The organism is Amycolatopsis sp. Poz14, from assembly GCF_006704225.1.
GTDB classification, from domain to species: domain Bacteria; phylum Actinomycetota; class Actinomycetes; order Mycobacteriales; family Pseudonocardiaceae; genus Amycolatopsis; species Amycolatopsis nivea.
In genome coordinates this window covers 575,616-598,375 of record NZ_JACLHD010000002.1, presented here as the reverse complement: position 1 = coordinate 598,375, position 22,760 = coordinate 575,616, and the positions used below count along the sequence as shown (strand labels likewise).

Sequence of the window (22,760 nt, the reverse complement as noted above, 5' to 3'; positions counted from 1 at the left end):
GGCAGCCACGCTGCCCCGCGAGCACAAAGCAAATCCAGTCCAGGAGGACATTCCAGTGGCGAAGGCGAAGTTCGAGCGGAGCAAGCCGCACGTCAACATCGGCACCATCGGTCACGTCGACCACGGCAAGACCACGCTGACCGCGGCGATCACCAAGGTTCTGCACGACGCGTACCCGGAGCTGAACGAAGCCCGTGCGTTCGACCAGATCGACAACGCGCCGGAAGAGAAGCAGCGCGGTATCACGATCAACATCTCGCACGTCGAGTACCAGACCGAGAAGCGTCACTACGCGCACGTGGACGCCCCCGGTCACGCTGACTACATCAAGAACATGATCACCGGTGCCGCGCAGATGGACGGCGCGATCCTGGTGGTCGCGGCCACCGACGGCCCGATGCCGCAGACCCGCGAGCACGTGCTGCTGGCCCGCCAGGTCGGCGTGCCCTACATCGTCGTGGCGCTGAACAAGGCCGACATGGTCGACGACGAGGAGATCCTCGAGCTCGTCGAGCTGGAGGTCCGCGAGCTGCTGTCCTCGCAGGAGTTCCCGGGCGACGACGCGCCGGTCGTGCGCGTCTCCGGCCTCAAGGCCCTCGAGGGCGACCAGAAGTGGGCCGACGCCGTGCTCGAGCTGATGCACGCCGTCGACGACAACGTGCCGGACCCGGTGCGCGAGCTCGAGAAGCCCTTCCTGATGCCGATCGAGGACGTCTTCACGATCACCGGCCGCGGCACCGTCGTGACCGGTCGCGTGGAGCGCGGCCAGGTCAACGTCAACGAAGAGGTCGAGATCGTGGGTATCCGCGAGAAGTCGACCAAGACCACCGTCACCGGTGTCGAGATGTTCCGCAAGCTGCTCGACTCGGGCCAGGCGGGCGACAACGTCGGCCTCCTGCTGCGCGGCATCAAGCGCGAGGACGTCGAGCGCGGCCAGGTCGTCGTGAAGCCGGGCACCACCACCCCGCACACCGAGTTCGAGGGCCGGGTCTACATCCTGTCCAAGGACGAGGGCGGACGGCACACCCCGTTCTTCAACAACTACCGCCCGCAGTTCTACTTCCGCACCACGGACGTGACCGGCGTCGTGACCCTCCCCGAGGGCACCGAGATGGTCATGCCGGGCGACAACACGGACATCAGCGTCGTGCTGATCCAGCCGGTCGCCATGGACGAGGGTCTGCGCTTCGCCATCCGCGAGGGTGGCCGGACCGTCGGCGCGGGCCAGGTTACCAAGATCAACAAGTGACGTCGGCGCCCTGAATTCGGGTCAATACACCCCCGAGTTCAGGGCGTCAACTCACGTGTGCGACACTATTCAGGTTGCTCGTCCTGGGGCGGCCGAATCCTGATCGGTTTTCAATCGACTGGGTTCCGGCCGCCCTGGTATGAGCGGCCACGGTCCGTGGAGCTCGTCCTTCGGGTGAGGCTAGCGGGCAAGGCCAGTAGGGACGACCCCGTGTCGGCCCGCGGCCTCCTCACGTAGAGGAAGACCAGGCAAGACGACGATCCTTAGGGATCCGTCTGTGCGGCGGGCGCGACACGCCCGACCGCGTGGACCGGGGACAGGGCCGTTGAACTGCTGAAACCCGGGCTCCGGCCCAGGTTGACGAGACAAAGCGGCACGAGACGACAAGGAACGCAGCCACCATGGCGGGACAGAAGATCCGCATCCGGCTCAAGGCCTACGACCACGAGGCGATCGACACCTCGGCGCGCAAGATCGTGGAAACGGTCACGCGCACCGGCGCCCGTGTTGTCGGGCCGGTGCCGCTGCCTACCGAGAAGAACGTTTACTGCGTCATCCGCTCGCCGCACAAGTACAAGGACTCGCGCGAGCACTTCGAGATGCGCACGCACAAGCGTCTGATCGACATCCTCGACCCGACGCCGAAGACGGTCGACGCGCTCATGCGCATCGACCTCCCGGCGAGCGTCGACGTCAACATCCAGTAAGCGTTGGGCGAGCGGCGGAGATAAGAACTCATGTCTGACAGGCAAATGAAGGGCATCCTGGGCACCAAGCTCGGCATGACCCAGGTCTTCGACGAGCAGAACCGGGTCGTCCCGGTCACTGTCGTCAAGGCCGGTCCGAACGTGGTGACCCAGGTCCGGACCACCGACAAAGACGGCTACGCGGCCGTGCAGCTGGCGTTCGGCGCGGTCGACCCCCGCAAGGTGAACAAGCCGCGCACCGGCCACTTCGACAAGGCTGGCGTGACGCCGCGCCGGCACCTCGCCGAGCTGCGCACCACCGACGCCGAGACCTACGAGGTCGGCCAGGAGATCACCGCTGAGGTGTTCGAGGCTGGCACTTCGGTCGACGTGACCGGTACCAGCAAGGGCAAGGGCTACGCCGGTGTCATGAAGCGCCACGGCTTCAAGGGCCAGGGCGCGAGCCACGGTGCGCAGGCCGTGCACCGCAAGCCGGGTTCGATCGGCGGCTGCGCCACGCCGGGCCGCGTGTTCAAGGGCCTGCGCATGGCGGGCCGGATGGGTAGCGACCGGGTCACCACGCAGGGCCTGACCGTGCACGCCGTGCGCGCCGAGGACGGCCTGCTGCTGATCAAGGGCGCGGTGCCCGGTCCCAAGGGCGGCCTGCTGTTCGTGCGCAGCGCCGCGAAGGGTGGAAACTGACGATGACGAGCGTCGAGCTGAAGACTCCGGCCGGTAAAGCCGACGGCACCGTCGAGCTCCCCGGGGAGATCTTCGACGTGCAGGCCAACGTCGCGCTGATGCACCAGGTCGTGGTGGGCCAGCTGGCCGCCGCGCGCCAGGGCACGCACGACACGAAGACCCGCGGTGAGGTCTCCGGTGGCGGCAAGAAGCCGTACCGGCAGAAGGGCACCGGGCGCGCCCGCCAGGGTTCGACCCGTGCGCCGCAGTTCGCCGGCGGTGGCGTCGTGCACGGCCCCACGCCGCGCGACTACACCCAGCGCACCCCGAAGAAGATGAAGGCCGCCGCTCTGCGTGGCGCCCTCTCCGACCGGGCCCGCGCCGGCCAGCTGCACGTCGTGACGGAACTGGTCACCGGCGAGAAGCCGTCGACCAAGACCGCGAAGTCGGCGATCGCCGCCGCGACCCAGGCCAAGCGCGTTCTCGTGGTCCTGCACCGCGACGAGGAGCTCGCCTGGGTGTCCGCGCGGAACCTGCCGTACGTGCACCTGATCTGGGCTGACCAGCTCAACACCTACGACGTCCTGGTCAACGACGACGTCGTGTTCACCAAGGCCGCCTACGACGCGTTCGTGGCAGGTCCCGTCCGCGGGAAGGTCGTCAAGGCCCTCGCGCGTTCGAGCGAGGTTTCGGAAGGGAGTGACGAGAAGTGAGCTCGGTCGCCATCCCGGACCCCCGCGACATCCTGCTCGCGCCGGTGATCTCCGAGAAGTCCTACGGGCTGCTCGAGGACCACAAGTACACGTTCATCGTCCGTCCGGACGCCAACAAGACCCAGATCAAGATCGCGGTCGAGAAGGTGTTCGGCGTGAAGGTCGTCAGTGTCAACACGGCCAACCGCCAGGGCAAGCGGAAGCGGACTCGTACCGGCTTCGGCAAGCGCAAGGACACCAAGCGCGCCATCGTGACTCTTTCGCCTGAGAGCAAGGCGATCGAGATCTTCGGCGGACCCACCGCGTAAAGGACTGAGCTGACAATGGGCATCCGCAAGTACAAGCCGACGACCCCGGGTCGTCGCGGTTCGAGCGTCTCGGACTTCGCCGAGATCACCCGGTCCACGCCGGAGAAGTCGCTGCTGCGTCCGCTGAGCAAGACCGGCGGCCGGAACGCTTCGGGCAAGATCACCACCCGGCACAAGGGCGGTGGCCACAAGCGCGCCTACCGCGTGATCGACTTCCGTCGTCACGACAAGGACGGCGTGCCGGCCAAGGTCGCGCACATCGAGTACGACCCCAACCGCACCGCGCGCATCGCGCTGCTGCACTACGCCGACGGCGAGAAGCGCTACATCATCGCGCCGGAGAAGCTGAAGCAGGGCGACACGGTCGAGAACGGCCCCCGCGCCGACATCAAGCCGGGCAACAACCTGCCGCTGCGCAACATCCCGGTCGGCACCGTGATCCACGCGATCGAGCTCCGCCCCGGCGGCGGCGCGAAGATGGCCCGGTCCGCCGGCGCCCGCGTGCAGCTCGTCGCCAAGGACGGTCCCTACGCCCAGCTGCGTCTCCCCTCGGGCGAGATCCGCAACGTGGACGTGCGCAACCGCGCGACCGTCGGCGAGGTCGGCAACTCGGAGCACTCGAACATCAACTGGGGCAAGGCGGGCCGCAACCGCTGGCGCGGCAAGCGCCCGACTGTCCGCGGTGTCGTGATGAACCCGGTCGACCACCCGCACGGCGGTGGTGAGGGCAAGACGTCCGGTGGTCGCCACCCGGTGAACCCGAACGGCAAGCCCGAAGGCCGCACGCGCAAGAGCAAGCCGTCCGACAAATTGATCGTCCGCCGCCGGCGCACCGGCAAGAAGCGCTGAGCAGGGAGGTAGAAGCACATGCCACGCAGCCTTAAGAAGGGCCCGTTCGTGGACGACCACCTGCTCAAGAAGGTGGACGCTCTCAACGAATCGGGCAAGAAGACCGTGATCAAGACTTGGTCGCGGCGCTCCACGATCATCCCGGACTTCCTGGGTCACACGATCGCGGTGCACGACGGCCGCAAGCACGTCCCGGTGTTCGTCACCGAGGCGATGGTGGGTCACAAGCTGGGCGAGTTCGCCCCGACGCGGACCTTCAAGGGCCACATCAAGGACGACCGCAAGTCGCGCCGCCGCTGAGCGGGCCAGAGAAAGTTAAGGGAAGCAGATGAACGCCCAGTCAAACGCCACGGCCGCAGCCGAAGAGCTGCCTACGGCCGTCGCGCGGGCTCGTTTCGTCCGGGACGCCCCGATGAAGGTGCGCCGGGTGATCGAGCTCGTCAAGGGTCGTAGCGTCAGCGAGGCCTTGGCCGTGCTCCGGTTCGCGCCGCAGGCGGCCAGCACGCCGCTCGCGAAGGTCATCGCCAGCGCGGCGGCCAACGCCGAGAACAACCTCCAGCTGGACCCGGAGACGCTCTGGATCAAGTCCGCGACCGCCGACGAGGGCCCGACCCTCAAGCGCATCCGTCCGCGTGCCCAGGGCCGTGCGTACCGGATCCGCAAGCGCACCAGCCACATCACCGTGGTGGTCGAGTCGCGGCCTGCGGAGAAGAAGAGCAACAAGAAGGCAGGTGGCCGGTAGTGGGCCAGAAGATCAACCCGCACGGCTTCCGCCTGGGTATCACCACTGACTGGAAGTCGCGCTGGTACGCCGACAAGCAGTACGCGGAGTACGTGGCCGAGGACGTCAAGATCCGCAAGCTGCTCTCCACCGGCATGGAGCGCGCCGGCATCTCCAAGGTCGAGATCGAGCGCACCCGTGACCGGGTTCGCGTCGACATCCACACCGCCCGGCCGGGCATCGTCATCGGCCGCCGCGGCGCGGAGGCCGACCGGATCCGCGGCGCGCTGGAGAAGCTGACCAAGAAGCAGGTCCAGCTGAACATCCTCGAGGTGAAGAACCCCGAGGCCGACGCGCAGCTGGTCGCGCAGGGTGTCGCGGAGCAGCTGAGCAACCGCGTGGCGTTCCGCCGCGCGATGCGCAAGGCGATCCAGACCTCCATGCGCTCGCCGCAGGTCAAGGGCATCCGCGTGCAGTGCGGCGGTCGTCTCGGCGGTGCCGAGATGTCCCGTTCCGAGCACTACCGCGACGGCCGGGTCCCGCTGCACACGCTGCGCGCTGACATCGACTACGGCTTCTTCGAGGCCAAGACGACGTTCGGCCGCATCGGCGTGAAGGTGTGGATCTACAAGGGCGAGCTGGTCGGCGGCCTGAAGGCGCGCGCCGAGCGCGACGCCGCCGCGTCGGCCGCGGACCGCGCGCCGCGCCGCGACCGCGGCGACCGGCCGTCCCGCCCGCGCCGTTCCGGCGCGTCGGGCACGACCGCGACGTCGACCGAAGCCGGTCGCGCCGCTGCCGCCGCGAAGAGCGACAACGCGACCGAAGCGGCTCCGGCCGCCGAGACCGCAGAAAAGACGGAGGGCTGAGACGTGCTCATCCCGCGCAGGGTCAAGCACCGCAAGCAGCACTCCCCGAAGCGCCACGGCGCCGCCAAGGGCGGTACCAAGGTCAACTTCGGCGAGTACGGCATCCAGGCGCTTGAGCACAGCTACGTGACGAACCGGCAGATCGAGTCCGCTCGTATCGCCATGACCCGTCACATCAAGCGTGGCGGCAAGGTGTGGACGACGATCTACCCGGACCGCCCGCTGACCAAGAAGCCGGCGGAAACCCGCATGGGTTCCGGCAAGGGTTCGCCCGAGTGGTGGATCGCCAACGTGAAGCCGGGCCGCGTGATGTTCGAGATCAGCTTCCCGAACGAGGAGACCGCCCGCGAGGCGCTCCGCCGCGCGATCCACAAGCTGCCCATGAAGTGCCGCATCGTGACCCGGGAAGGTGAGTTCTGATGGCTAACGGAGCCGCACAGGCATCCGAGCTGCGTGAGCTCACCGCCGAAGAGCTCGTGCTGCGTCTGAAGGAATACAAGGAGGAGCTCTTCAACCTCCGCTTCCAGATGGCGACCGGGCAGCTGGACAACAACCGTCGGCTGCGCACCGTCCGCACGGACATCGCGCGGATCTACACGGTCATGCGCGAGCGCGAGCTCGGCCTGTCCGTGGCTCCCGACGCCGAAAGTGAAGGTGCCGCATGAGCGAGGCTGCCACCGAGAAGACCGCCCGGAACTACCGCAAGGTCCGCGAGGGTTACGTCGTCTCGGACAAGATGGACAAGACGATCGTGGTCGAGCTCGAGGACCGCAAGAAGCACCCGCGCTACTCGAAGGTCGTCCGCACCACCTCCAAGGTGAAGGTGCACGACGAGAACAACGAGGCGGGCGTGGGCGACCGGGTCACCCTGATGGAGACCCGTCCGCTGTCGGCGACCAAGCGCTGGCGTCTGGTGCAGGTCGTGGAGAAGGCCAAGTAAGCAGGGCTCTTTCGGGAGTCCTTGGTTCCGCAAGGCTCGCGACAGCGAGAACCAGCGCGACATACAGGAGTTGACGTGATCCAGCAGGAGTCGCGGCTTCGGGTTGCCGACAACACGGGCGCGAAGGAAATCCTTTGCATCCGCGTGCTCGGCGGATCCGGGCGGCGCTACGCCGGCATCGGCGACATCATCGTCGCCACCGTGAAGGACGCCATCCCGGCCGCCGGGGTGAAGAAGGGCGATGTCGTCAAGGCTGTCATCGTCCGCACGGTGAAGGAGCGCCGTCGTCCGGACGGTTCCTACATCCGGTTCGACGAGAACGCCGCCGTGCTCATCAAGAACGACAACGAGCCCCGGGGCACCCGCATCTTCGGCCCGGTGGGCCGCGAGCTGCGCGACCGAAAGTTCATGAAGATCATTTCGCTCGCGCCGGAGGTGCTGTGATGAAGGTGAAGAAGGGCGACACGGTCGTCGTTATCGCCGGCAAGGACAAGGGCGCCAAGGGCAAGGTCATCCAGGCCTACCCGGACCGCGAGCGCGTTCTGGTCGAGGGTGTCAACCGGATCAAGAAGCACACCCGGATCACCCAGACCCAGCGCGGCGCGCAGTCCGGCGGCATCGTGACCCAGGAAGCGCCCATCCACGTCTCGAACGTGATGGTCGTGGACTCGGACGGCAAGCCGACCCGGGTGGGCTACCGCATCGGCGAGGACGGCAAGAAGGTCCGGGTCTCGCGCCGGAACGGCAAGGACATCTGACATGACCACCGCAGAGAAGATCGTGCCGCGTCTCAAGACCCGGTACCGCGAAGAGATCAAGGGCGAGCTCCAGAAGGAGTTCTCCATCCCCAACGTGCACCAGATTCCCGGCGTCGTGAAGATCGTCGTGAACATGGGTGTCGGGGACGCCGCCCGGGACAGCAAGCTGATCGACGGCGCGGTCCGCGACCTCGCCCTGATCACCGGGCAGAAGCCGGAAATCCGCAAGGCCCGCAAGTCGATCGCGCAGTTCAAGCTGCGCGAGGGCCAGCCGATCGGCGCGCGCGTCACGCTGCGCGGCGACCGGATGTGGGAGTTCCTCGACCGGCTGCTGACCATCGCGCTGCCCCGTATCCGCGACTTCCGCGGGCTTTCGCCCAAGCAGTTCGACGGCAACGGCAACTACACGTTCGGTCTCAACGAGCAGTCGATGTTCCACGAGATCAACCCGGACGACATCGACCGCCCTCGCGGCATGGACGTCACCGTCGTCACGACCGCCACCACCGACGACGAGGGCCGGGCGTTGCTGCGCAAGCTCGGTTTCCCGTTCAAGGAGAACTGAGCCGATGGCCAAGAAAGCGCTAGTCAGCAAGGCTTCGAAGAAGCCGAAGTTCGCGGTGCGCGCCTACACCCGTTGCAACCGGTGCGGTCGCCCGCACTCGGTGTACCGCAAGTTCGGCCTGTGCCGGATCTGCCTCCGGGAGATGGCGCACGCGGGCGAACTGCCCGGTGTCCACAAGTCCAGCTGGTAAGGCTCGAAACTCTATTCCCAGTTCGCCACAGGCCCCGCCGACCCGGCCGGAGACCGCTCCGGCCGGGCGAGGCGGGGAACCAGGCGAGAAAGGTTGACAGGTCACCATGACGATGACCGACCCCATCGCAGACTTCTTGACCCGTCTGCGCAACGCGAACTCGGCTTACCACGACGAGGTCGTGCTTCCGCACTCGAAGATCAAGGCGAACATCGCCGAGATCCTCAAGCGCGAGGGCTACATCGCGAGCTACCGCGACGAGCCGGGCGAGAAGCACAAGAACCTGGTCGTCGAGCTGAAGTACGGCCCCAACCGCGAGCGGAGCATCGCCGGCCTTCGCCGCGTCTCCAAGCCGGGTCTGCGGGTCTACGCAAAATCGACCGAACTGCCGTCCGTTCTCGGCGGCCTCGGCGTCGCGATCATCTCGACGTCCGGCGGCCTGCAGACCGACCGGCAGGCCAAGCGCAACAACGTGGGCGGCGAAGTCCTCGCCTACGTCTGGTAAGGAAGGGGGCACAGACATGTCACGCATCGGAAAGCTGCCGGTCGCCGTCCCCTCCGGGGTCGAGGTGACCATCGACGGCCAGAACGTCAAGGTCAAGGGGCCGAAGGGCACCCTGGAGCACACCGTCGCCGAGCCGATCGTCGTCGAGCGCGACGAGGACGGCGCCCTCCTGGTGAAGCGCCCGGACGACGAGCGCACGAGCCGCGCCCTGCACGGCCTCACCCGCACGCTGGTGAACAACCTCGTGGTGGGCGTGACCGAGGGCTACGAGAAGAAGCTCGAGATCCACGGCGTCGGTTACCGCGTGCAGGCCAAGGGCTCGGACCTCGAGTTCGCCCTCGGCTACAGCCACCCGGTCAAGATCGAGGCTCCGGAAGGCATCACCTTCAAGGTGGAGTCGCCGACCCGGTTCTCGGTCTCCGGCATCGACAAGCAGAAGGTCGGCCAGACCGCCGCGGTCATCCGCAAGCTGCGCCGCCCGGACCCGTACAAGGGCAAGGGCCTGCGGTACGAGGGTGAGAAGATCCGCCGCAAGGTCGGAAAGACGGGTAAGTGATGAGCGACACGACTACCACGAAGCGCAAGCCGGTCGGCAAGGACATCTCGACCCGCCGCCGCGTCGCCAAGACCCGTCGGCACTTCCGCCTCCGCAAGAAGATCAGCGGCACGCCGGTGCGTCCGCGCATGGTCGTCAAGCGGTCCTCGCGGCACATCACCGTGCAGGTGATCGACGACCTCGCCGGTCACACGCTGGCGTCGGCGTCCACCCTCGAGTCGGACCTGCGGTCCTTCGAGGGCGACAAGAAGGCCAAGGCGGCCAAGGTCGGCGAACTGGTCGCTTCGCGCGCCAAGGACGCCGGCATCGAAGCCGTGGTGTTCGACCGTGGCGGCAACGCCTACCACGGCCGCATCGCCGCGCTCGCCGACGCCGCCCGCGAGGCGGGGTTGAAGTTCTGATGCACATGCTCGTGAATGGAAGGAAAGCCTGATGCCGGGACGTACACGGCAATTCGGCGGCGGCCAGGGCGGACCGGGTCAGGGCGGCAACGACCGCGGTGACCGTCGGGACCGTCGGGACCGGCGCGACGGCGGCCGTGGCGGGGCGGCCCAGGACAAGACCCCGCACCTTGAGAAGGTCGTGACGATCAACCGCGTCGCCAAGGTCGTCAAGGGCGGTCGTCGCTTCAGCTTCACCGCTCTGGTGGTCGTCGGCGACGGCGACGGTCAGGTCGGCGTCGGCTACGGCAAGGCCAAGGAAGTTCCCGCGGCCATCGCCAAGGGCGTCGAGGAAGCGAAGAAGAACTTCTTCCGCGTTCCGCGCGTCGCCGGCACCATTCCGCACCCGATCCAGGGTGAGGAAGCCGCCGGGGTCGTGCTGCTCCGTCCCGCGTCCGCTGGTACCGGTGTCATCGCCGGCGGCCCGGTGCGCGCGGTGCTGGAGTGCGCGGGCGTCCACGACGTGCTGTCGAAGTCGCTCGGCTCCGACAACGCCATCAACATCGTGCACGCGACCGTGGCGGCTCTGAAGGGTCTGCAGCGTCCGGAGGAGGTGGCCGCTCGCCGCGGTCTGCCGCTCGAGGACGTCGCCCCGGCCCGGATGCTGCGCCAGCGTGCCGGCCAGGGGGTCTGACATGGCTCAGCTCAAGGTCACTCAGGTCAAGAGCAAGATCGGCACGAAGCACGCTCACCGCGAGTCGCTGCGCACCCTCGGGCTGCGCAAGATCCGCCAGAGCGTCGTGCGTGAGGACACCCCCCAGGTGCGCGGCCTGATCCACACCGTCCGCCACCTGGTGGAGGTCGAGGAGGTCCAGGCATGACCGCCATCAAGATCCACCACCTTCGTCCGGCTCCTGGCGCCAAGCGCGACAAGATCCGCGTCGGCCGTGGTGAGGGTTCGAAGGGCAAGACCGCCGGTCGCGGCACGAAGGGCACCAAGGCCCGGAAGAACGTGCCCGCCGGTTTCGAGGGTGGGCAGATGCCCATCCACATGCGGCTGCCGAAGCTGCGTGGGTTCAAGAACCGGTTCCGCACCGAGTACCAGCCGGTGAACGTGGGCGACATCGCCCGCGTGTTCGCCGACGGTGGCAAGGTCGGGCCGGAGGAGCTGGCTGCCAACGGGCTTGTTCGCAAGGGCAAGCTGGTCAAGGTTCTCGGGAACGGGGACCTGAACGGGGTCAAGCTTGAGCTGACCGCGCACGCTTTCTCCGGTTCTGCCAAGGAGAAGATCGAGGCTGCTGGTGGTTCGGCCACCGTTAGCTGATCTGGCTGCGTTTTAGGCGGGCCCGTCCGGTTTTCCGGGCGGGCCCGTTTTTTTGTTTCTGTGTGTGGGGCCTCGTCGCCTGGCGGCGACATTGCCGTGGGGGTTGCGTGGGGCACCCCGAAGCTTGATTGTGCTGACGGTTCGGGGGTGCTTGTCAAGGCGGGAAAGATGCCTTGACAAGCACCCCCGAACCGCAGGGAGGCTTCGTATCGGGGTGCGGGGGAGGGGCTGGGTGCCTCGCTCGTTGGGTGCATCGGCTGCGGTTGGGGCCTCGATGCGGTCGGGTGCGTCGGCTGCGGTTTGCCGGTGGTGGGGGTTAGCGCCCCAATGTGGCATTGGGTGCATCCCACGCACCGAACGCCACATTGGGTGCATCCGACGCACCCAATGCCACATTGGGGCAGCATCCCGGCGGCGGTGGTTGGCGGGGCGGTCCGTGAAGGGCTCCTTGAGGGAATCTGAGTCCGTGAAGGAGCCCCTCACGACCGGTGGTGGGTCGTGAGGGGAACCCTGAGGGAATCAGAGTCAAGGAGGGTGGCCCTCACGTACGGCGGGCGGGCGTGGCGGTGCTGTTTTCCGTGCTGCTGTGGGAAAGCCCGCCGAATGGTGCGGGCCGAACAGGTGATCATCTGTGGTCCGACCGGCCCTACCTGCGGCTCTTCTGCGGCGAAGCGGCCCGGGGTGAGACGTAAAACGCACACGCGCTGCGGGCGGCCCATGCGAAGCTGTTAGAGTCGGCGGCACGCTTCCGGGCCTGTTTGCCCTGAAGCGTTCCTGGCTTGCCAGTGAGTCAGACATCCCGCCGGTCTCGTACCGGCCAAGCCGATCGTCGGTTGGGACGACCGACGACGCCGAGGAGGTCCCCCGCGTGCTCAGCGCATTCCGCTCGGCTCTCGCGACGCCGGATCTACGCAAGAAGATCCTGTTCACGCTAGCCATCGTCGCGGTCTACCGGATCGGTGCAACCATCCCGGCTCCGGGGGTCTCGTTCGCCGCCGTGCAGGCCTGTACCGCACAGGCCGACCAGCAGGGCGTGTACCAGCTGCTCAACCTCTTCAGCGGCGGCGCGCTGCTGCAGCTGTCGCTGTTCGCGACGGGCATCATGCCCTACATCACCGCGAGCATCATCGTCCAGCTGCTCACCGTGGTCATCCCGCGGTTCGAGGAGCTGAAGAAGGAAGGCCAGTCCGGCCAGAACAAGCTGACCCAGTACACCCGGTACCTCACGATCGCGCTGGCGATCCTGCAGGCCACCGGCGTGGTCGCGCTGGCTGACCGCGGCACCCTGTTCCAGGGCTGCTCGCAGCCGATCATCCCGGACAACAGCATCTACTCGCTGACGCTGATCGTGGTCACCATGACCGCGGGCACCGCGGTGATGATGTGGCTGGGCGAGCTCATCACCGAGCGCGGCGTCGGCAACGGCATGTCGGTGCTGATCTTCCTGAACATCGCGGCCCGCATCCCGGCCGAGGGCGCCAACATCATCAGCAACGGCGGCGGCGTCGCGCTGGCCGTGGTGTGCGCGTTCGGTCTGGTGATCATCGCCAGCGTCATCTTCGTCGAACAGGGCCAGCGCCGGATCCCGGTGCAGTACGCCAAGCGCATGGTCGGCCGCCGGATGTACGGCGGCACCTCGACCTATCTGCCGATCAAGGTGAACCAGGCCGGTGTCATCCCGGTCATTTTCGCCTCGTCGCTGCTGTACCTGCCGCAGCTGCTCAGCCAGCTGATCGGCGACCCGAACAGCAACGCGGGCTGGCAGTCGTTCATTCAGAACTACCTGGTCAACCAGAGCAGCTGGGTGCACATCCTGCTCTACTTCCTGTTGATCATCTTCTTCACCTACTTCTACATCACGATCACGTTCAACGTGGACGAGCGTGCGGAAGAGATGAAGAAGTTCGGCGGCTTCATCCCGGGCATCCGGCCCGGCCGTCCCACCGCCGAGTACCTCAGCTTCGTGCTGGGCCGGATCACTCTCCCCGGCTCGCTGTACCTGGGCATCATCGCGATCCTCCCGAACTTCTTCCTGTCCCTCACCGGCAGCGGGAACAACCAGAACTTCCCGTTCGGTGGCACGGCTGTGCTGATCATGGTCGGGGTTGGCCTCGACACCGTGAAGCAGATCGAAAGCCAGCTGATGCAGCGCAACTACGAAGGGTTCTTGAAGTGACGCGACTGGTTCTCGTCGGACCGCCCGGCGCGGGCAAAGGCACGCAGGCGGTTGCCCTGTCCGAGCAGCTGCGGATCCCGCACATCTCGACGGGCGACCTCTTCCGGGCGCACGTCGGCCAGGAGACCCCGCTCGGCCAGGAGGCCAAGCGGTACCTGGACTCGGGCGAGCTCGTGCCGGACTCGGTGACCAACGAAATGGTCCGCGAGCGGCTGGCCGAACCGGACGCGAAGGCGGGCTTCCTGCTCGACGGGTTCCCGCGCAACACCAAGCAGGCCGAGGTCCTCGGCGAAATGCTGGGCGAGGCCGACACCAAGCTCGACGCGGTCATCCAGCTCGACGTGGCCGAGGACGTCGTCGTCGGGCGGCTCATGTCGCGCGGCCGCTCGGACGACACCGAGGACGTCATCCGCCGTCGCCAGCAGGTGTACGTGTCGGAGACCGCGCCGCTGCTGGAGTACTACTCCGACATCCTGGTGAAGGTCGACGGCGTCGGCGAAGTGCAGGAGATCTCGGACCGCGTGCTGAAAGCGCTGCGCGACCGCACGTGAATCTCGGAGGATTGCGTGTTCTGCAAGTGCTCCGCCGCGGGCGCATGATCGAGGTCAAGACGCGCGGCGAGCTGGAGGCCATGCGGGCGGCCGGTCTCGTCGTCGCCCGCACCCTGGCCGCCGTGCGCGAACTCGCCCGGCCCGGGGTCAGCACGGCCGACCTCGACGAGCTGGCCGAGCAGACGATCCGCGACGCCGGCGCGGTGCCCTCGTTCAAGGGCTACCACGGGTTCCCGGCGTCGATCTGCGCGTCGGTGAACGAGCAGATCGTGCACGGCATCCCGTCGGCCAAACAGGTGCTCGCCGAGGGCGACCTGATCTCGGTCGACTGCGGCGCGATCCTCGAAGGCTGGCACGGCGACTCCGCGGTGACGCTGGAGATCGGCGAGGTCAGCGAGAAGGACCGCCAGCTGTCGGCCGCCACCGAGCGCGCCATGTGGGCGGGCATCGAGGCCGTCCGCGCGGGCTCCCGGCTCACCGACATCTCGTTCGCCGTGCAGACCGCCGCCCGCCAAGCCGGCGAGGACGACGGCCGCGAGTACGGCGAGATCCTCGAGTACGGCGGCCACGGCATCGGCCGGCAGATGCACATGGAGCCGTTCCTGCCGAACGTCGGCAAACCCGGCAAGGGCCCCCGGCTCAAGCCCGGCATGGCGCTCGCGGTCGAACCGATGCTGACCGGCGGCAGCGGCGAAACCCTCGAACTGGACGACGGCTGGACGGTCGTCACCGTCGACGGTTCGCGCGCCGCGCACTGGGAGCACACCGTCGCCATCACCGAGGACGGTCCCTGGGTGCTCACCCTGCCCGAAGAGTCCTGAGCGACCACTCACACGGGTCTACTTACACCCCGGTCGACGGGGTACTGCACGGGTTGCGTACACTGTCAAGTCGGCGCGCTCATGCGCCGGTTCCAGCATGCTCGTGAATTCTCGCGAACCTCATGGACCCGGGGCCGAGTGTGGCCGAGCACCACCCAGTAAGCAAGGACTCGAGCTCAAAGCCGATCACGCTGTGCACATCAAGCGTGCATCAGGGATTGCGGAGGACATGGCTAAGAAAGACGGGGCCATCGAGGTCGAAGGCCGCGTGGTCGAGCCGCTCCCCAACGCGATGTTCCGTGTCGAGTTGGAGAACGGCCACAAGGTCCTGGCACACATCAGCGGCAAGATGCGGCAGCACTACATCCGCATCCTGCCCGAAGACAGGGTTGTCGTGGAGCTTTCGCCCTACGACCTCTCCCGTGGTCGCATCGTCTACCGCTACAAGTGATCACGCCAGAGCCGAGCAGAGCAGGAAGCAGGAAGACGTGAAGGTCCAGCCGAGCGTCAAGAAGATCTGCGACAAGTGCAAGGTGATCCGCCGTCACGGCCGGATCATGGTGATCTGCGAGAACCTGCGTCACAAGCAGCGTCAGGGCTGAGAACCGCACTGCAGCAGGCCGCTTGACGGCTAACCCACCCTCCCCGTACCTGCCGGGCCGCGCGAGCGGTCCGGTGCACCCCCGGACTTCAGGCCGGGGCCGGGACACCCGGGGCGCAAGCCACGGGCACGACAGGCGAGTCGGTTCCGGAACCGGACGAGGAGCAGACCTGAAGACAAACTCGATAAAGGAGCACCAGTGGCACGACTCGCTGGCGTGGACCTCCCCCGCGAGAAGCGGTTGGAGATCGCGCTGACTTACATCTACGGGATCGGCCGTACCCGCTCGAAGCAGATGATCGCTGCTGCCGAGCTGAACGCCGACACCCGCGTCAAGGACCTCAGCGACGAGGATCTCGTCAAGCTGAAGGACTACATCGACGAAAACTTCAAGGTCGAGGGTGACCTTCGCCGTGAGGTGAACGCCGACATCCGGCGCAAGATCGAGATCGGGACCTACCAGGGTCTGCGCTGGCGTCGCGGTCTGCCGGTGCGCGGTCAGCGCACCAAGACCAACGCCCGCACCCGCAAGGGCCCGAAGAAGACGGTCGCCGGCAAGAAGAAGGCTGGCAAGAAGTGAGCACCCAGGGCAAGAAGGTCGTTCGCATGGGCGGTTCCGTCCGTCGCTCCACGGCTTGTGTCTCGCCCAAGGCGCTCTACGCCCGCCCGATGGCGCTGCGGAACCTCTATACCGACGCCGGATCCATCATCCGCCGCGGGCAGCAGGAAGCCGTCGCCGCTCACCAAGAGAACGCGCGTTAACAGGAGAACCCTCAGACAATGCCACCCAAGTCCCGCACCGCGGGGGCCAAGAAGGTCCGCCGCAAGGAAAAGAAGAATGTCGCGCACGGTCACGCGCACATCAAGAGCACCTTCAACAACACCATCGTCTCGATCACGGACCCGACCGGCGCCGTGATCGCGTGGGCGTCGAGCGGCCACGTGGGCTTCAAGGGCTCGCGCAAGTCGACTCCGTTCGCCGCGCAGATGGCCGCCGAGAACGCCGCCCGCAAGGCTGCCGAGCACGGCATGAAGAAGGTCGACGTTTTCGTGAAGGGCCCGGGTTCGGGCCGCGAGACGGCGATCCGCTCGCTGCAGGCGGCCGGCCTCGAGGTCGGCACCATCCAGGACGTGACCCCGCAGCCTCACAACGGCTGCCGCCCGCCCAAGCGGCGCCGGGTCTGAGGAACGGGGAGGAGTACTAAGAAATGGCTCGTTACACCGGCCCCGCGACGCGTATTTCGCGTCGCCTCAAGGTTGACCTCATCGGCGGCGACCAGGCGTTCGAACGTCGCCCCTACCCGCCGGGCCAGCACGGCCGCGGGCGCATCAAGGAGTCCGAGTACCTCCTGCAGTCGCAGGAGAAGCAGAAGGCTCGCTACACCTACGGCGTTCTCGAGCGCCAGTTCGTCCGGTACTACAAGGAAGCCGTGCGGCGTCCTGGCAAGACCGGTGAGAACCTGCTGCAGATCCTCGAGTCCCGGCTGGACAACGTGATCTACCGCGCCGGCATCGCCCGCACCCGCCGTCAGGCGCGGCAGCTGGTGAGCCACGGCCACTTCCTGGTCAACGGCGTCAAGGTCAACGTGCCGTCCTACCAGGTCACCAAGTGGGACATCATCGACGTCAAGCCGAAGTCGGCGGGCACGCTCCCGTTCGTCGCGGCGAAGGAAGCCTTCGGCGAGCGCCCGGTTCCGGCGTGGCTGCAGGTCGTCCCGTCGAACCTCCGCGTGCTGGTCCACCAGCTGCCGGAGCGCGCGCAGATCGACGTTCCGGTTCAGGAACAGCTGATCGTCGAGCTTTACTCGAAGTAACCGGTCTCTGCGACTGGTTACGGGGCGGCGGCGCCCACAGTGCGCCGCCGTCACGCCATCCCTTCGACGTCATATGGCGGGCGTCGTCTGGAAAGGAAACTAAGAAATGCTGATTTCCCAGCGGCCGGCTCTCGGCGAAGAGACGGTCAACGAGACCCGCTCCCGGTTCACCATCGAACCGCTGGAGCCCGGCTTCGGCTACACGCTCGGCAACTCGCTGCGGCGCACGCTGCTGTCGTCCATCCCGGGCGCGGCCGTGACGAGCATCCGCATCGACGGCGTGCTGCACGAATTCACCACCGTTCCCGGGGTGAAGGAAGACGTCACCGACATCATCCTGAACCTGAAGGAACTGGTCGTGTCCTCGGAAGAGGACGAGCCGGTCACCATGTACCTGCGCAAGCAGGGCCCCGGTGAGGTCACGGCTGCCGACATCGTGCCGCCCGCGGGCGTCACCGTGCACAACCCGGATCTGCACATCGCGTCGCTGAACGGCAAGGGCAAGCTCGAGATCGAGCTCGTCGTCGAGCGCGGCCGCGGTTACGTTCCGGCCCTGCAGAACAAGCAGGCGGGCGCGGAGATCGGCCGGATCCCGGTCGACTCGATCTACTCGCCGGTGCTGAAGGTGACCTACAAGGTCGAGGCCACCCGTGTCGAGCAGCGCACCGACTTCGACAAGCTGATCCTGGACGTCGAGACCAAGCCGTCGATCACCGCGCGCGACGCGGTGGCCTCGGCTGGCAAGACGCTGGTGGAGCTGTTCGGTCTCGCTCGCGAGCTGAACGTCGACGCCGAGGGCATCGAGATCGGCCCGTCGCCGCAGGAGGCGGACACCATCGCCGCCTACGCGATGCCGATCGAGGACCTGGACCTCACCGTCCGGTCGTACAACTGCCTGAAGCGCGAAGGCATCCACACCGTTGGCGAGCTGGTCTCGCGCAGCGAGGCGGACCTTCTCGACATCCGCAACTTCGGCGCCAAGTCGATCGACGAGGTCAAGCTGAAGCTCGTCGGCCTCGGCCTCGCGCTGAAGGACAGCCCGCCCGGGTTCGACCCGTCCGCGGCTGCCACCAGCTACGACGGCGAGGGCTGGTCGGAAGGTGTCGCCGGCATCGGCGGCGGGATTTCGGACGACGGCCACGACGATGGCCAGGACTACGCAGAGACCGAGCAGCTCTGAGGCCTCGTGCCCGGACGCTGTGAGCTGAACTAGGAGAAAGTCATGCCCACCCCTACCAAGGGAGCCCGGCTCGGCGGGTCTGCCGCGCACGAGCGGCTGATCCTGGCCAACCTGGCCACTCAGCTGTTCGAGCACGGCAAGATCACGACGACCGAGGCCAAGGCCAAGCGGGTCCGCCCGCTGGCCGAGAAGCTGATCACCAAGGCGAAGCGGGGCGACCTGCACAACCGTCGCCTGGTGCAGAAGGTCGTCCGGGACAAGGACGTCGTGCACAAGCTGTTCGCCGAGATCGGCCCGCACTTCGCTGAGCGCGCCGGCGGTTACACCCGCATCACCAAGACGATGCCGCGCAAGGGCGACAACGCCGCCATGGCCGTCATCGAACTGGTCGCGGAGAAGACCGTGACGTCCGAGGCCGAGCGGGCCCGCAAGACCAAGTTCGCCAAGGACGAGGTCGCCGCCGCTCCGGTCGCCGAGGAAGCCGCTGAGGCTCCCGCCGCGACCGAAGAGGCCCCGGCTGCCGAAGAGGCTCCGGCCGCTGACGAGGCCGCTGCCTCCGAGGGCGACGCCGACGCCAAGAAGGACTGAGTCCTGCCGGCACTGTCTACACCGGACGAGCCCGCCGCTCCCCACGGGGAGGGCGGGCTCGTTCGTCTGCGCTTGGACGTGAGCTACGACGGCACGGACTTCTCCGGCTGGGCCCGCCAGCCCGGCCGCCGCACCGTGCAGGCCGAACTGGAGCAGGCGCTGCAGCGTCAGCCGCCGGGGGAGTCGGTGCCGAAGTCCGTGGTCGTCGCGGGCCGCACGGACGCCGGGGTGCACGCGACGGGCCAGGTCGTGCACGTCGACGTCGTCCCGTTCGCGCCCGGTGCGCCAGGCCGGATTCCCGTGGACGACCAGGGAATCCCAGACCTGACGCGCATGCGCGGCCGCTGGAACAAACTTCTGCCCGCCGATGCGCGGGTTCTGCAGGCGCGCGTGGCCCCTTCGGGTTTCGATGCCCGGTTCTCCGCCATCCGTCGGCACTACCGTTATCGCGTCTCAGACGCTCCGTGGGGCGTCGATCCGTTGCGCCGCAACGACACCCTGGCTTGGGGCCGTCCACTGTCGACAGAGCGGATGAACGCCGCTGCTCGGGAACTCCTTGGCCTGCAAGACTTCGCGGCGTACTGCAAACAGCGCGAGGGCGGCACGACGATCCGTGAGCTGCAGCGTCTGGAGTGGACGCGGATTGACGAGCACCTGCTGGAAGTTCAGGTAAGTGCGGACGCGTTCTGTCATTCGATGGTCCGCAGCCTGGTCGGTGTCTTGCTGCTCGTGGGGGACGGCCGCCGCGGAACCGGTTGGCCCGGCGAGGTTTTGGCGAGCGGAACGCGGGACAGCGCGGTCGCCCCGGCACACGGGCTGACGCTGACGGCGGTGGATTACCCGCCGGACGAGCTGCTGGCGGCGAGGGCGGAACAGACTCGGAACGTGCGGTCGTCGACCGAGCTCTAGGCCAGGGACGGCCGAAAAGAGCAGGCCACCGATGATACCACTCTGGTATCATCGGCGTCATGGCGATGACTTTGCGGTTGAACGACGAGGTGGAGCGTGCGCTCGCGCTGCTGTCTGAGGCGGACGGGGTGAGCAAGCACGAAGCGGTGGTGCGGGCGATCACGGACGCCGCGGCCCGCCGGGTCCGGGACGACCGGGTGCACGAGCTTTCCCTCGAAGGCCGCTCCCGCTACGCCGCCCTGCTCGATCGCCTGGCGCAGTGAAAATCGAGTACCTGACGCTGGACGACCTGCTTCTGCTGTCGGCTGACCTCCGCGTGCCCGGGGTGCGCGACCTGGGCCTGCTCGACGCGGCGGCGCACCGGCCGCAGTCCTCGCTGATGGGGCAGGACGCTTATCCGGACCTGCACGAGAAAGCCGCGGTGCTGCTGGAATCCATCGTCCGGAATCACCCGCTGATCGACGGGAACAAACGGCTCGGCTGGATGTCGATGTACGTGTTCTACGGGCTCAACGGCTTCGACCTGGACGCGCCGGAGGACGAGGCGTACGACCTGGTGATCGCGACCGCGACCGGGACGTTGCCGTATCAGTCGGTGGCCGAGCGGCTGGCGGAATGGGCTCGCGCCCCGCACACCGCCGATCGCTGAAAACGACGAAGGCCTCCTTGCCGGAATCCCGCAAGGAGGCCTTCACCATTTCTCACCGCTTTTAGTCGCCTCGGCGAACCGGCCCGAGCAGCTGCTGTTCCTTCTGAGTCGTGACCAGCCGCAGCGGGCGCCACAGGTTCGTGCCCAGCGCCACGACCTGGTCGTCCTTCAGCGTGGTCAGCTGGCGCATCATCTGCGGCGGCAGCCGCCAGATCCGGGCCGCCAGCTCAGCCTGCCCGGCGGGCAGCCGCTGCATCAGGACGAGGTCCGCGGCGTTCGCCGTCGTGCCCGCCTGCGGGTGCAGGTACGGCAGCACGTACACCGTGGTCTGCCAGGGCGACCGGGGCGGGAACAGGTCCTGCGGGGTCGGCCCGCCGTCGGTCACGACGAGCAGCGGGGCGTCCTCGGACGGGCGCGGCAGTTCGACCGGCGACAACCGGCGGATCTGCACCAGCGGCGACGGGCGTCCGTCGCGGCTTCCGGCGGCCTGTTGCAGCACCTGCCACGCCGCGGGGCGTCCGGTGGCCACGACCACCCACGCACCCGTCGCCATGGCGCGCATCGCTACCTGGCGGGCCAGGTAGAGCCCGCCGACGAGCACGATGCGGGTCGGCTGCGAGCGCAGTGCGGAGACGGTCAGCGGTTCGCCCTTGAGGCCGGAGCCGAGGACGACGCCGCCGCGGTCGCCGGACGGGCTGATCGCGTCGAGCATGGCCGGGTCGACCGTGAACTCCGGGGCGATGCCGGGGTTTTGCCCGGCATCGCGGACTCGAGTGCTCATGCTGTGCCTCCGATCGGCAGCGTCGCGGAGAACGCCGAGATCTGCATGCCCTTCATCGGGGTCAGGTCGACGTCCAGCCGCTCCGCGATGCTCTGCAGCCGCTGGTCGGCGGCGTCCAGCTCGCGCGGGTTGCGGGCGCTCAGCCGCACCACGCCGCGCAGGCCGATGCGGCCCTCGTCCGCCGACGGCGAGATCGCCATGGCGACCGTCGCGGACAGTGCGCGCACGCTGGTCAGCCCGTTGAGGCTGCCGCTGATCTTGCCCTTGGGCCAGCCGGTGATCGCGTAGCTGGAGTGCCCGATACCGGCCGCGGTGACGCCGGTCCAGCTTTCCTGCAGGCTGACCTTCTCGTTCGAACCGGCGACCGCGGTGAGTTCAGCCGCCGAGATGCTGGCGCGCAGCAGCTCGTCCGGGTCCAGCGGCCGGGTCGGCACGCCCTGGGACTCCAGCGCGTTGCGCACCCGCGACAGCGCACCGATCATCGCGCGGTGCGCGCCGACGACGCCGCCGCCGCGTTCCCGGATCGCCTCCGGGCAGCGCCGCGGGTCGAGCCGGACCGCGATCCACGTGGTCCGCCGGGCGGCCGCGGGCAGCGGGCCGAGCACCTCGAGATACGAGCTGAGCGCCGGGGCGTCCGCGGGCATCGCGGCCGAACCCGGGTAGCTGTGCCAGATCATCTGGATGGAGTCCAGCAGCACGCCGCGGTCTTCCAGGCACGGCGCGAGCGCGGACAGCGGAAGGCTGGGCGCGCCGCCTGCCTGGGAGATCATCGCCGGCATCGGCTCGACGAGCAGGACCGCGGTCCACGTCCCGTCGTTCCAGGCGATGCCGACCTCCTGCCGTTCGTGGTCGACGGCGTGCGCCACCACGAGGTCCGGCACGGCCAGCCGCAGCAGGCTGACGCGCGCGTCCTCCGGGCCGGTGACCGCGCTTTCCTCGGCGAGTTCCTCGATGCTGGTCGGCGGCGGAGGGGTCGCCACACGGCCGTGCGAGCGGAACCGGTACCGCAGCGTCAGCGCGAGCCACTGGGTGAACCAGCGCCCGCCGACGCGCAGGAAGGCGAGGATCAGGCCGAGCGCCGCGACTCCGATCGCGACGTACTTGAGCTGCATGTTGATCGCCAGCAGCACGAGTCCGATCGCGACGCCGACTTCCAGCACGACCAGGTTGACCACCGGAAGCGGGCCGAGCGAGATGCCGCCGGAGCGCCGCCGCGAGGGCGGGGCCATCCGGAGCGCGGTCGCGGTGCCGCCGCCCGTCGGTGCGGGTTCGCTGTTTTCCGGGCCGCCGCCGCTGGGACCGCCGGGCCCGCCTGGGCCGCCAGGTCCGCCGGGGCCACCGCCGCCGGGACCACCCGGACCGCCGGGGCCACCGCCGCCAGGTCCGCCCGGGCCTCCAG

The 22,760-nt window shown here is 68.0% G+C and carries 38 protein-coding genes; 36 read left to right on the top strand and 2 right to left on the bottom strand.

All coding sequences use genetic code 11. The features are described from left to right. Window positions 1–55: 55 nt before the first annotated feature. From tuf to FKO37_RS46455, 36 genes are all read left to right on the top strand, one after another. Window positions 56–1,249 (top strand): elongation factor Tu, encoded by a 1,194-nt coding sequence (gene tuf, locus FKO37_RS46630; RefSeq protein WP_037816270.1) that lies wholly within the window; start codon window positions 56–58, stop codon window positions 1,247–1,249. 401 nt (window positions 1,250–1,650) lie between these two features. After that, on the top strand, window positions 1,651–1,956 hold the full coding sequence (gene rpsJ, locus FKO37_RS46625) for a 30S ribosomal protein S10 (RefSeq protein WP_003102098.1): 306 nt from the start codon (window positions 1,651–1,653) through the stop codon (window positions 1,954–1,956). 30 nt (window positions 1,957–1,986) lie between these two features. Beyond that, window positions 1,987–2,637, top strand: a complete 651-nt coding sequence (gene rplC / locus FKO37_RS46620) for a 50S ribosomal protein L3 (protein WP_037816269.1) — start codon at window positions 1,987–1,989, stop codon at window positions 2,635–2,637. A 2-nt stretch (window positions 2,638–2,639) separates the two neighbouring features. After that, the gene (gene rplD / locus FKO37_RS46615) at window positions 2,640–3,329 is read left to right on the top strand and encodes a 50S ribosomal protein L4 (RefSeq protein WP_037816268.1); all 690 of its coding nucleotides are present in this window, start codon (window positions 2,640–2,642) and stop codon (window positions 3,327–3,329) included. Next, window positions 3,326–3,637 carry a 50S ribosomal protein L23 gene (gene rplW, locus FKO37_RS46610; protein ID WP_009072304.1) on the top strand — a complete coding sequence of 104 codons (312 nt, stop codon included), beginning with the start codon at window positions 3,326–3,328 and terminating at the stop codon, window positions 3,635–3,637. The genes rplD and rplW overlap by 4 nt, the downstream gene beginning before the upstream one ends. A gap of 15 nt (window positions 3,638–3,652) precedes the next feature. Further along, window positions 3,653–4,486, top strand: a complete 834-nt coding sequence (gene rplB, locus FKO37_RS46605; protein WP_037816266.1) for a 50S ribosomal protein L2 — start codon at window positions 3,653–3,655, stop codon at window positions 4,484–4,486. Window positions 4,487–4,504: 18 nt separating this feature from the next. After that, a complete protein-coding gene (gene rpsS, locus FKO37_RS46600; RefSeq protein ID WP_003102083.1) occupies window positions 4,505–4,786 on the top strand; it encodes a 30S ribosomal protein S19 in 282 nt (93 codons plus the stop codon). A gap of 28 nt (window positions 4,787–4,814) precedes the next feature. Continuing rightward, window positions 4,815–5,228: a 50S ribosomal protein L22 gene (gene rplV, locus FKO37_RS46595; protein WP_037816265.1), complete on the top strand. Its 414-nt coding sequence runs from the start codon at window positions 4,815–4,817 to the stop codon at window positions 5,226–5,228. Next, complete coding sequence (gene rpsC / locus FKO37_RS46590; protein WP_037816264.1) at window positions 5,228–6,073, top strand: 30S ribosomal protein S3; 846 nt, start codon at window positions 5,228–5,230, stop codon at window positions 6,071–6,073. Before rplV ends, rpsC begins: the two co-directional genes overlap by 1 nt. 3 nt (window positions 6,074–6,076) lie before the next feature. After that, window positions 6,077–6,493, top strand: coding sequence for a 50S ribosomal protein L16 (rplP, locus tag FKO37_RS46585; protein ID WP_009072313.1), 417 nt, complete (start codon window positions 6,077–6,079; stop codon window positions 6,491–6,493). After that, window positions 6,493–6,738, top strand: coding sequence for a 50S ribosomal protein L29 (gene rpmC, locus FKO37_RS46580; protein ID WP_009072314.1), 246 nt, complete (start codon window positions 6,493–6,495; stop codon window positions 6,736–6,738). Before rplP ends, rpmC begins: the two co-directional genes overlap by 1 nt. Next, window positions 6,735–7,013 (top strand): 30S ribosomal protein S17, encoded by a 279-nt coding sequence (rpsQ, locus tag FKO37_RS46575; protein WP_037816263.1) that lies wholly within the window; start codon window positions 6,735–6,737, stop codon window positions 7,011–7,013. The genes rpmC and rpsQ overlap by 4 nt, the downstream gene beginning before the upstream one ends. 75 nt (window positions 7,014–7,088) lie before the next feature. Beyond that, entirely contained in the window at window positions 7,089–7,457 is a 369-nt protein-coding gene (gene rplN / locus FKO37_RS46570; RefSeq protein ID WP_004558867.1) for a 50S ribosomal protein L14, read from the top strand. After that, entirely contained in the window at window positions 7,457–7,771 is a 315-nt protein-coding gene (rplX, locus tag FKO37_RS46565; RefSeq protein WP_009072317.1) for a 50S ribosomal protein L24, read from the top strand. The genes rplN and rplX overlap by 1 nt, the downstream gene beginning before the upstream one ends. Window position 7,772: 1 nt before the next feature. Continuing rightward, window positions 7,773–8,336, top strand: coding sequence for a 50S ribosomal protein L5 (gene rplE, locus FKO37_RS46560; protein WP_037816262.1), 564 nt, complete (start codon window positions 7,773–7,775; stop codon window positions 8,334–8,336). Between the two features lie 4 nt (window positions 8,337–8,340). Then, window positions 8,341–8,526, top strand: coding sequence for a type Z 30S ribosomal protein S14 (locus tag FKO37_RS46555; RefSeq protein ID WP_020662790.1), 186 nt, complete (start codon window positions 8,341–8,343; stop codon window positions 8,524–8,526). A gap of 106 nt (window positions 8,527–8,632) precedes the next feature. Next, window positions 8,633–9,031: a 30S ribosomal protein S8 gene (gene rpsH, locus FKO37_RS46550; protein ID WP_020662789.1), complete on the top strand. Its 399-nt coding sequence runs from the start codon at window positions 8,633–8,635 to the stop codon at window positions 9,029–9,031. A 16-nt stretch (window positions 9,032–9,047) separates the two neighbouring features. Further along, the gene (rplF, locus tag FKO37_RS46545; RefSeq protein WP_037816261.1) at window positions 9,048–9,587 is read left to right on the top strand and encodes a 50S ribosomal protein L6; all 540 of its coding nucleotides are present in this window, start codon (window positions 9,048–9,050) and stop codon (window positions 9,585–9,587) included. Then, a complete protein-coding gene (rplR, locus tag FKO37_RS46540) occupies window positions 9,587–9,988 on the top strand; it encodes a 50S ribosomal protein L18 (protein ID WP_037816260.1) in 402 nt (133 codons plus the stop codon). Before rplF ends, rplR begins: the two co-directional genes overlap by 1 nt. A 31-nt stretch (window positions 9,989–10,019) precedes the next feature. Then, on the top strand, window positions 10,020–10,661 hold the full coding sequence (gene rpsE, locus FKO37_RS46535; protein ID WP_009072328.1) for a 30S ribosomal protein S5: 642 nt from the start codon (window positions 10,020–10,022) through the stop codon (window positions 10,659–10,661). A 1-nt stretch (window position 10,662) separates the two neighbouring features. Continuing rightward, window positions 10,663–10,848, top strand: coding sequence for a 50S ribosomal protein L30 (gene rpmD, locus FKO37_RS46530; protein ID WP_004558875.1), 186 nt, complete (start codon window positions 10,663–10,665; stop codon window positions 10,846–10,848). Further along, on the top strand, window positions 10,845–11,291 hold the full coding sequence (gene rplO / locus FKO37_RS46525) for a 50S ribosomal protein L15 (RefSeq protein ID WP_009072329.1): 447 nt from the start codon (window positions 10,845–10,847) through the stop codon (window positions 11,289–11,291). Before rpmD ends, rplO begins: the two co-directional genes overlap by 4 nt. Before the next feature lie 868 nt (window positions 11,292–12,159). Continuing rightward, the gene (gene secY, locus FKO37_RS46520) at window positions 12,160–13,467 is read left to right on the top strand and encodes a preprotein translocase subunit SecY (protein ID WP_037816259.1); all 1,308 of its coding nucleotides are present in this window, start codon (window positions 12,160–12,162) and stop codon (window positions 13,465–13,467) included. Beyond that, the gene (locus tag FKO37_RS46515; protein ID WP_238608638.1) at window positions 13,464–14,018 is read left to right on the top strand and encodes an adenylate kinase; all 555 of its coding nucleotides are present in this window, start codon (window positions 13,464–13,466) and stop codon (window positions 14,016–14,018) included. Before secY ends, FKO37_RS46515 begins: the two co-directional genes overlap by 4 nt. 44 nt (window positions 14,019–14,062) lie before the next feature. Then, on the top strand, window positions 14,063–14,839 hold the full coding sequence (gene map, locus FKO37_RS46510) for a type I methionyl aminopeptidase (RefSeq protein ID WP_043835297.1): 777 nt from the start codon (window positions 14,063–14,065) through the stop codon (window positions 14,837–14,839). Between the two features lie 229 nt (window positions 14,840–15,068). After that, window positions 15,069–15,290, top strand: a complete 222-nt coding sequence (gene infA / locus FKO37_RS46505) for a translation initiation factor IF-1 (RefSeq protein ID WP_004558881.1) — start codon at window positions 15,069–15,071, stop codon at window positions 15,288–15,290. 37 nt (window positions 15,291–15,327) lie between these two features. Continuing rightward, window positions 15,328–15,441, top strand: coding sequence for a 50S ribosomal protein L36 (gene rpmJ, locus FKO37_RS46500; protein WP_004558882.1), 114 nt, complete (start codon window positions 15,328–15,330; stop codon window positions 15,439–15,441). A 198-nt stretch (window positions 15,442–15,639) separates the two neighbouring features. Next, entirely contained in the window at window positions 15,640–16,020 is a 381-nt protein-coding gene (gene rpsM, locus FKO37_RS46495) for a 30S ribosomal protein S13 (RefSeq protein WP_009072337.1), read from the top strand. Continuing rightward, window positions 16,017–16,202 carry a hypothetical protein gene (locus tag FKO37_RS46490; RefSeq protein ID WP_009072338.1) on the top strand — a complete coding sequence of 62 codons (186 nt, stop codon included), beginning with the start codon at window positions 16,017–16,019 and terminating at the stop codon, window positions 16,200–16,202. Before rpsM ends, FKO37_RS46490 begins: the two co-directional genes overlap by 4 nt. Window positions 16,203–16,220: 18 nt before the next feature. Further along, complete coding sequence (gene rpsK / locus FKO37_RS46485; protein ID WP_009072340.1) at window positions 16,221–16,625, top strand: 30S ribosomal protein S11; 405 nt, start codon at window positions 16,221–16,223, stop codon at window positions 16,623–16,625. Window positions 16,626–16,648: 23 nt separating this feature from the next. After that, a complete protein-coding gene (gene rpsD / locus FKO37_RS46480) occupies window positions 16,649–17,254 on the top strand; it encodes a 30S ribosomal protein S4 (protein WP_037816256.1) in 606 nt (201 codons plus the stop codon). Between the two features lie 106 nt (window positions 17,255–17,360). After that, window positions 17,361–18,434: a DNA-directed RNA polymerase subunit alpha gene (locus FKO37_RS46475; RefSeq protein ID WP_009072342.1), complete on the top strand. Its 1,074-nt coding sequence runs from the start codon at window positions 17,361–17,363 to the stop codon at window positions 18,432–18,434. Window positions 18,435–18,476: 42 nt separating this feature from the next. After that, entirely contained in the window at window positions 18,477–19,022 is a 546-nt protein-coding gene (gene rplQ, locus FKO37_RS46470; RefSeq protein ID WP_009072343.1) for a 50S ribosomal protein L17, read from the top strand. Between the two features lie 72 nt (window positions 19,023–19,094). Continuing rightward, window positions 19,095–19,931, top strand: a complete 837-nt coding sequence (truA, locus tag FKO37_RS46465) for a tRNA pseudouridine(38-40) synthase TruA (protein ID WP_107051119.1) — start codon at window positions 19,095–19,097, stop codon at window positions 19,929–19,931. A 59-nt stretch (window positions 19,932–19,990) separates the two neighbouring features. Continuing rightward, the gene (locus FKO37_RS46460) at window positions 19,991–20,194 is read left to right on the top strand and encodes a CopG family transcriptional regulator (protein ID WP_067587897.1); all 204 of its coding nucleotides are present in this window, start codon (window positions 19,991–19,993) and stop codon (window positions 20,192–20,194) included. Next, window positions 20,191–20,580: a type II toxin-antitoxin system death-on-curing family toxin gene (locus FKO37_RS46455; RefSeq protein WP_238608637.1), complete on the top strand. Its 390-nt coding sequence runs from the start codon at window positions 20,191–20,193 to the stop codon at window positions 20,578–20,580. Before FKO37_RS46460 ends, FKO37_RS46455 begins: the two co-directional genes overlap by 4 nt. 61 nt (window positions 20,581–20,641) lie before the next feature. Here the strand turns inward: FKO37_RS46455 and FKO37_RS46450 are convergent, their stop codons facing one another. Together FKO37_RS46450 and eccE are read right to left on the bottom strand one after the other, a co-directional pair. After that, a complete protein-coding gene (locus FKO37_RS46450; RefSeq protein WP_037816254.1) occupies window positions 20,642–21,361 on the bottom strand; it encodes a hypothetical protein in 720 nt (239 codons plus the stop codon). After that, complete coding sequence (eccE, locus tag FKO37_RS46445; protein WP_037816253.1) at window positions 21,358–22,590, bottom strand: type VII secretion protein EccE; 1,233 nt, start codon at window positions 22,588–22,590, stop codon at window positions 21,358–21,360. Before eccE ends, FKO37_RS46450 begins: the two co-directional genes overlap by 4 nt. Window positions 22,591–22,760 lie beyond the last annotated feature (170 nt).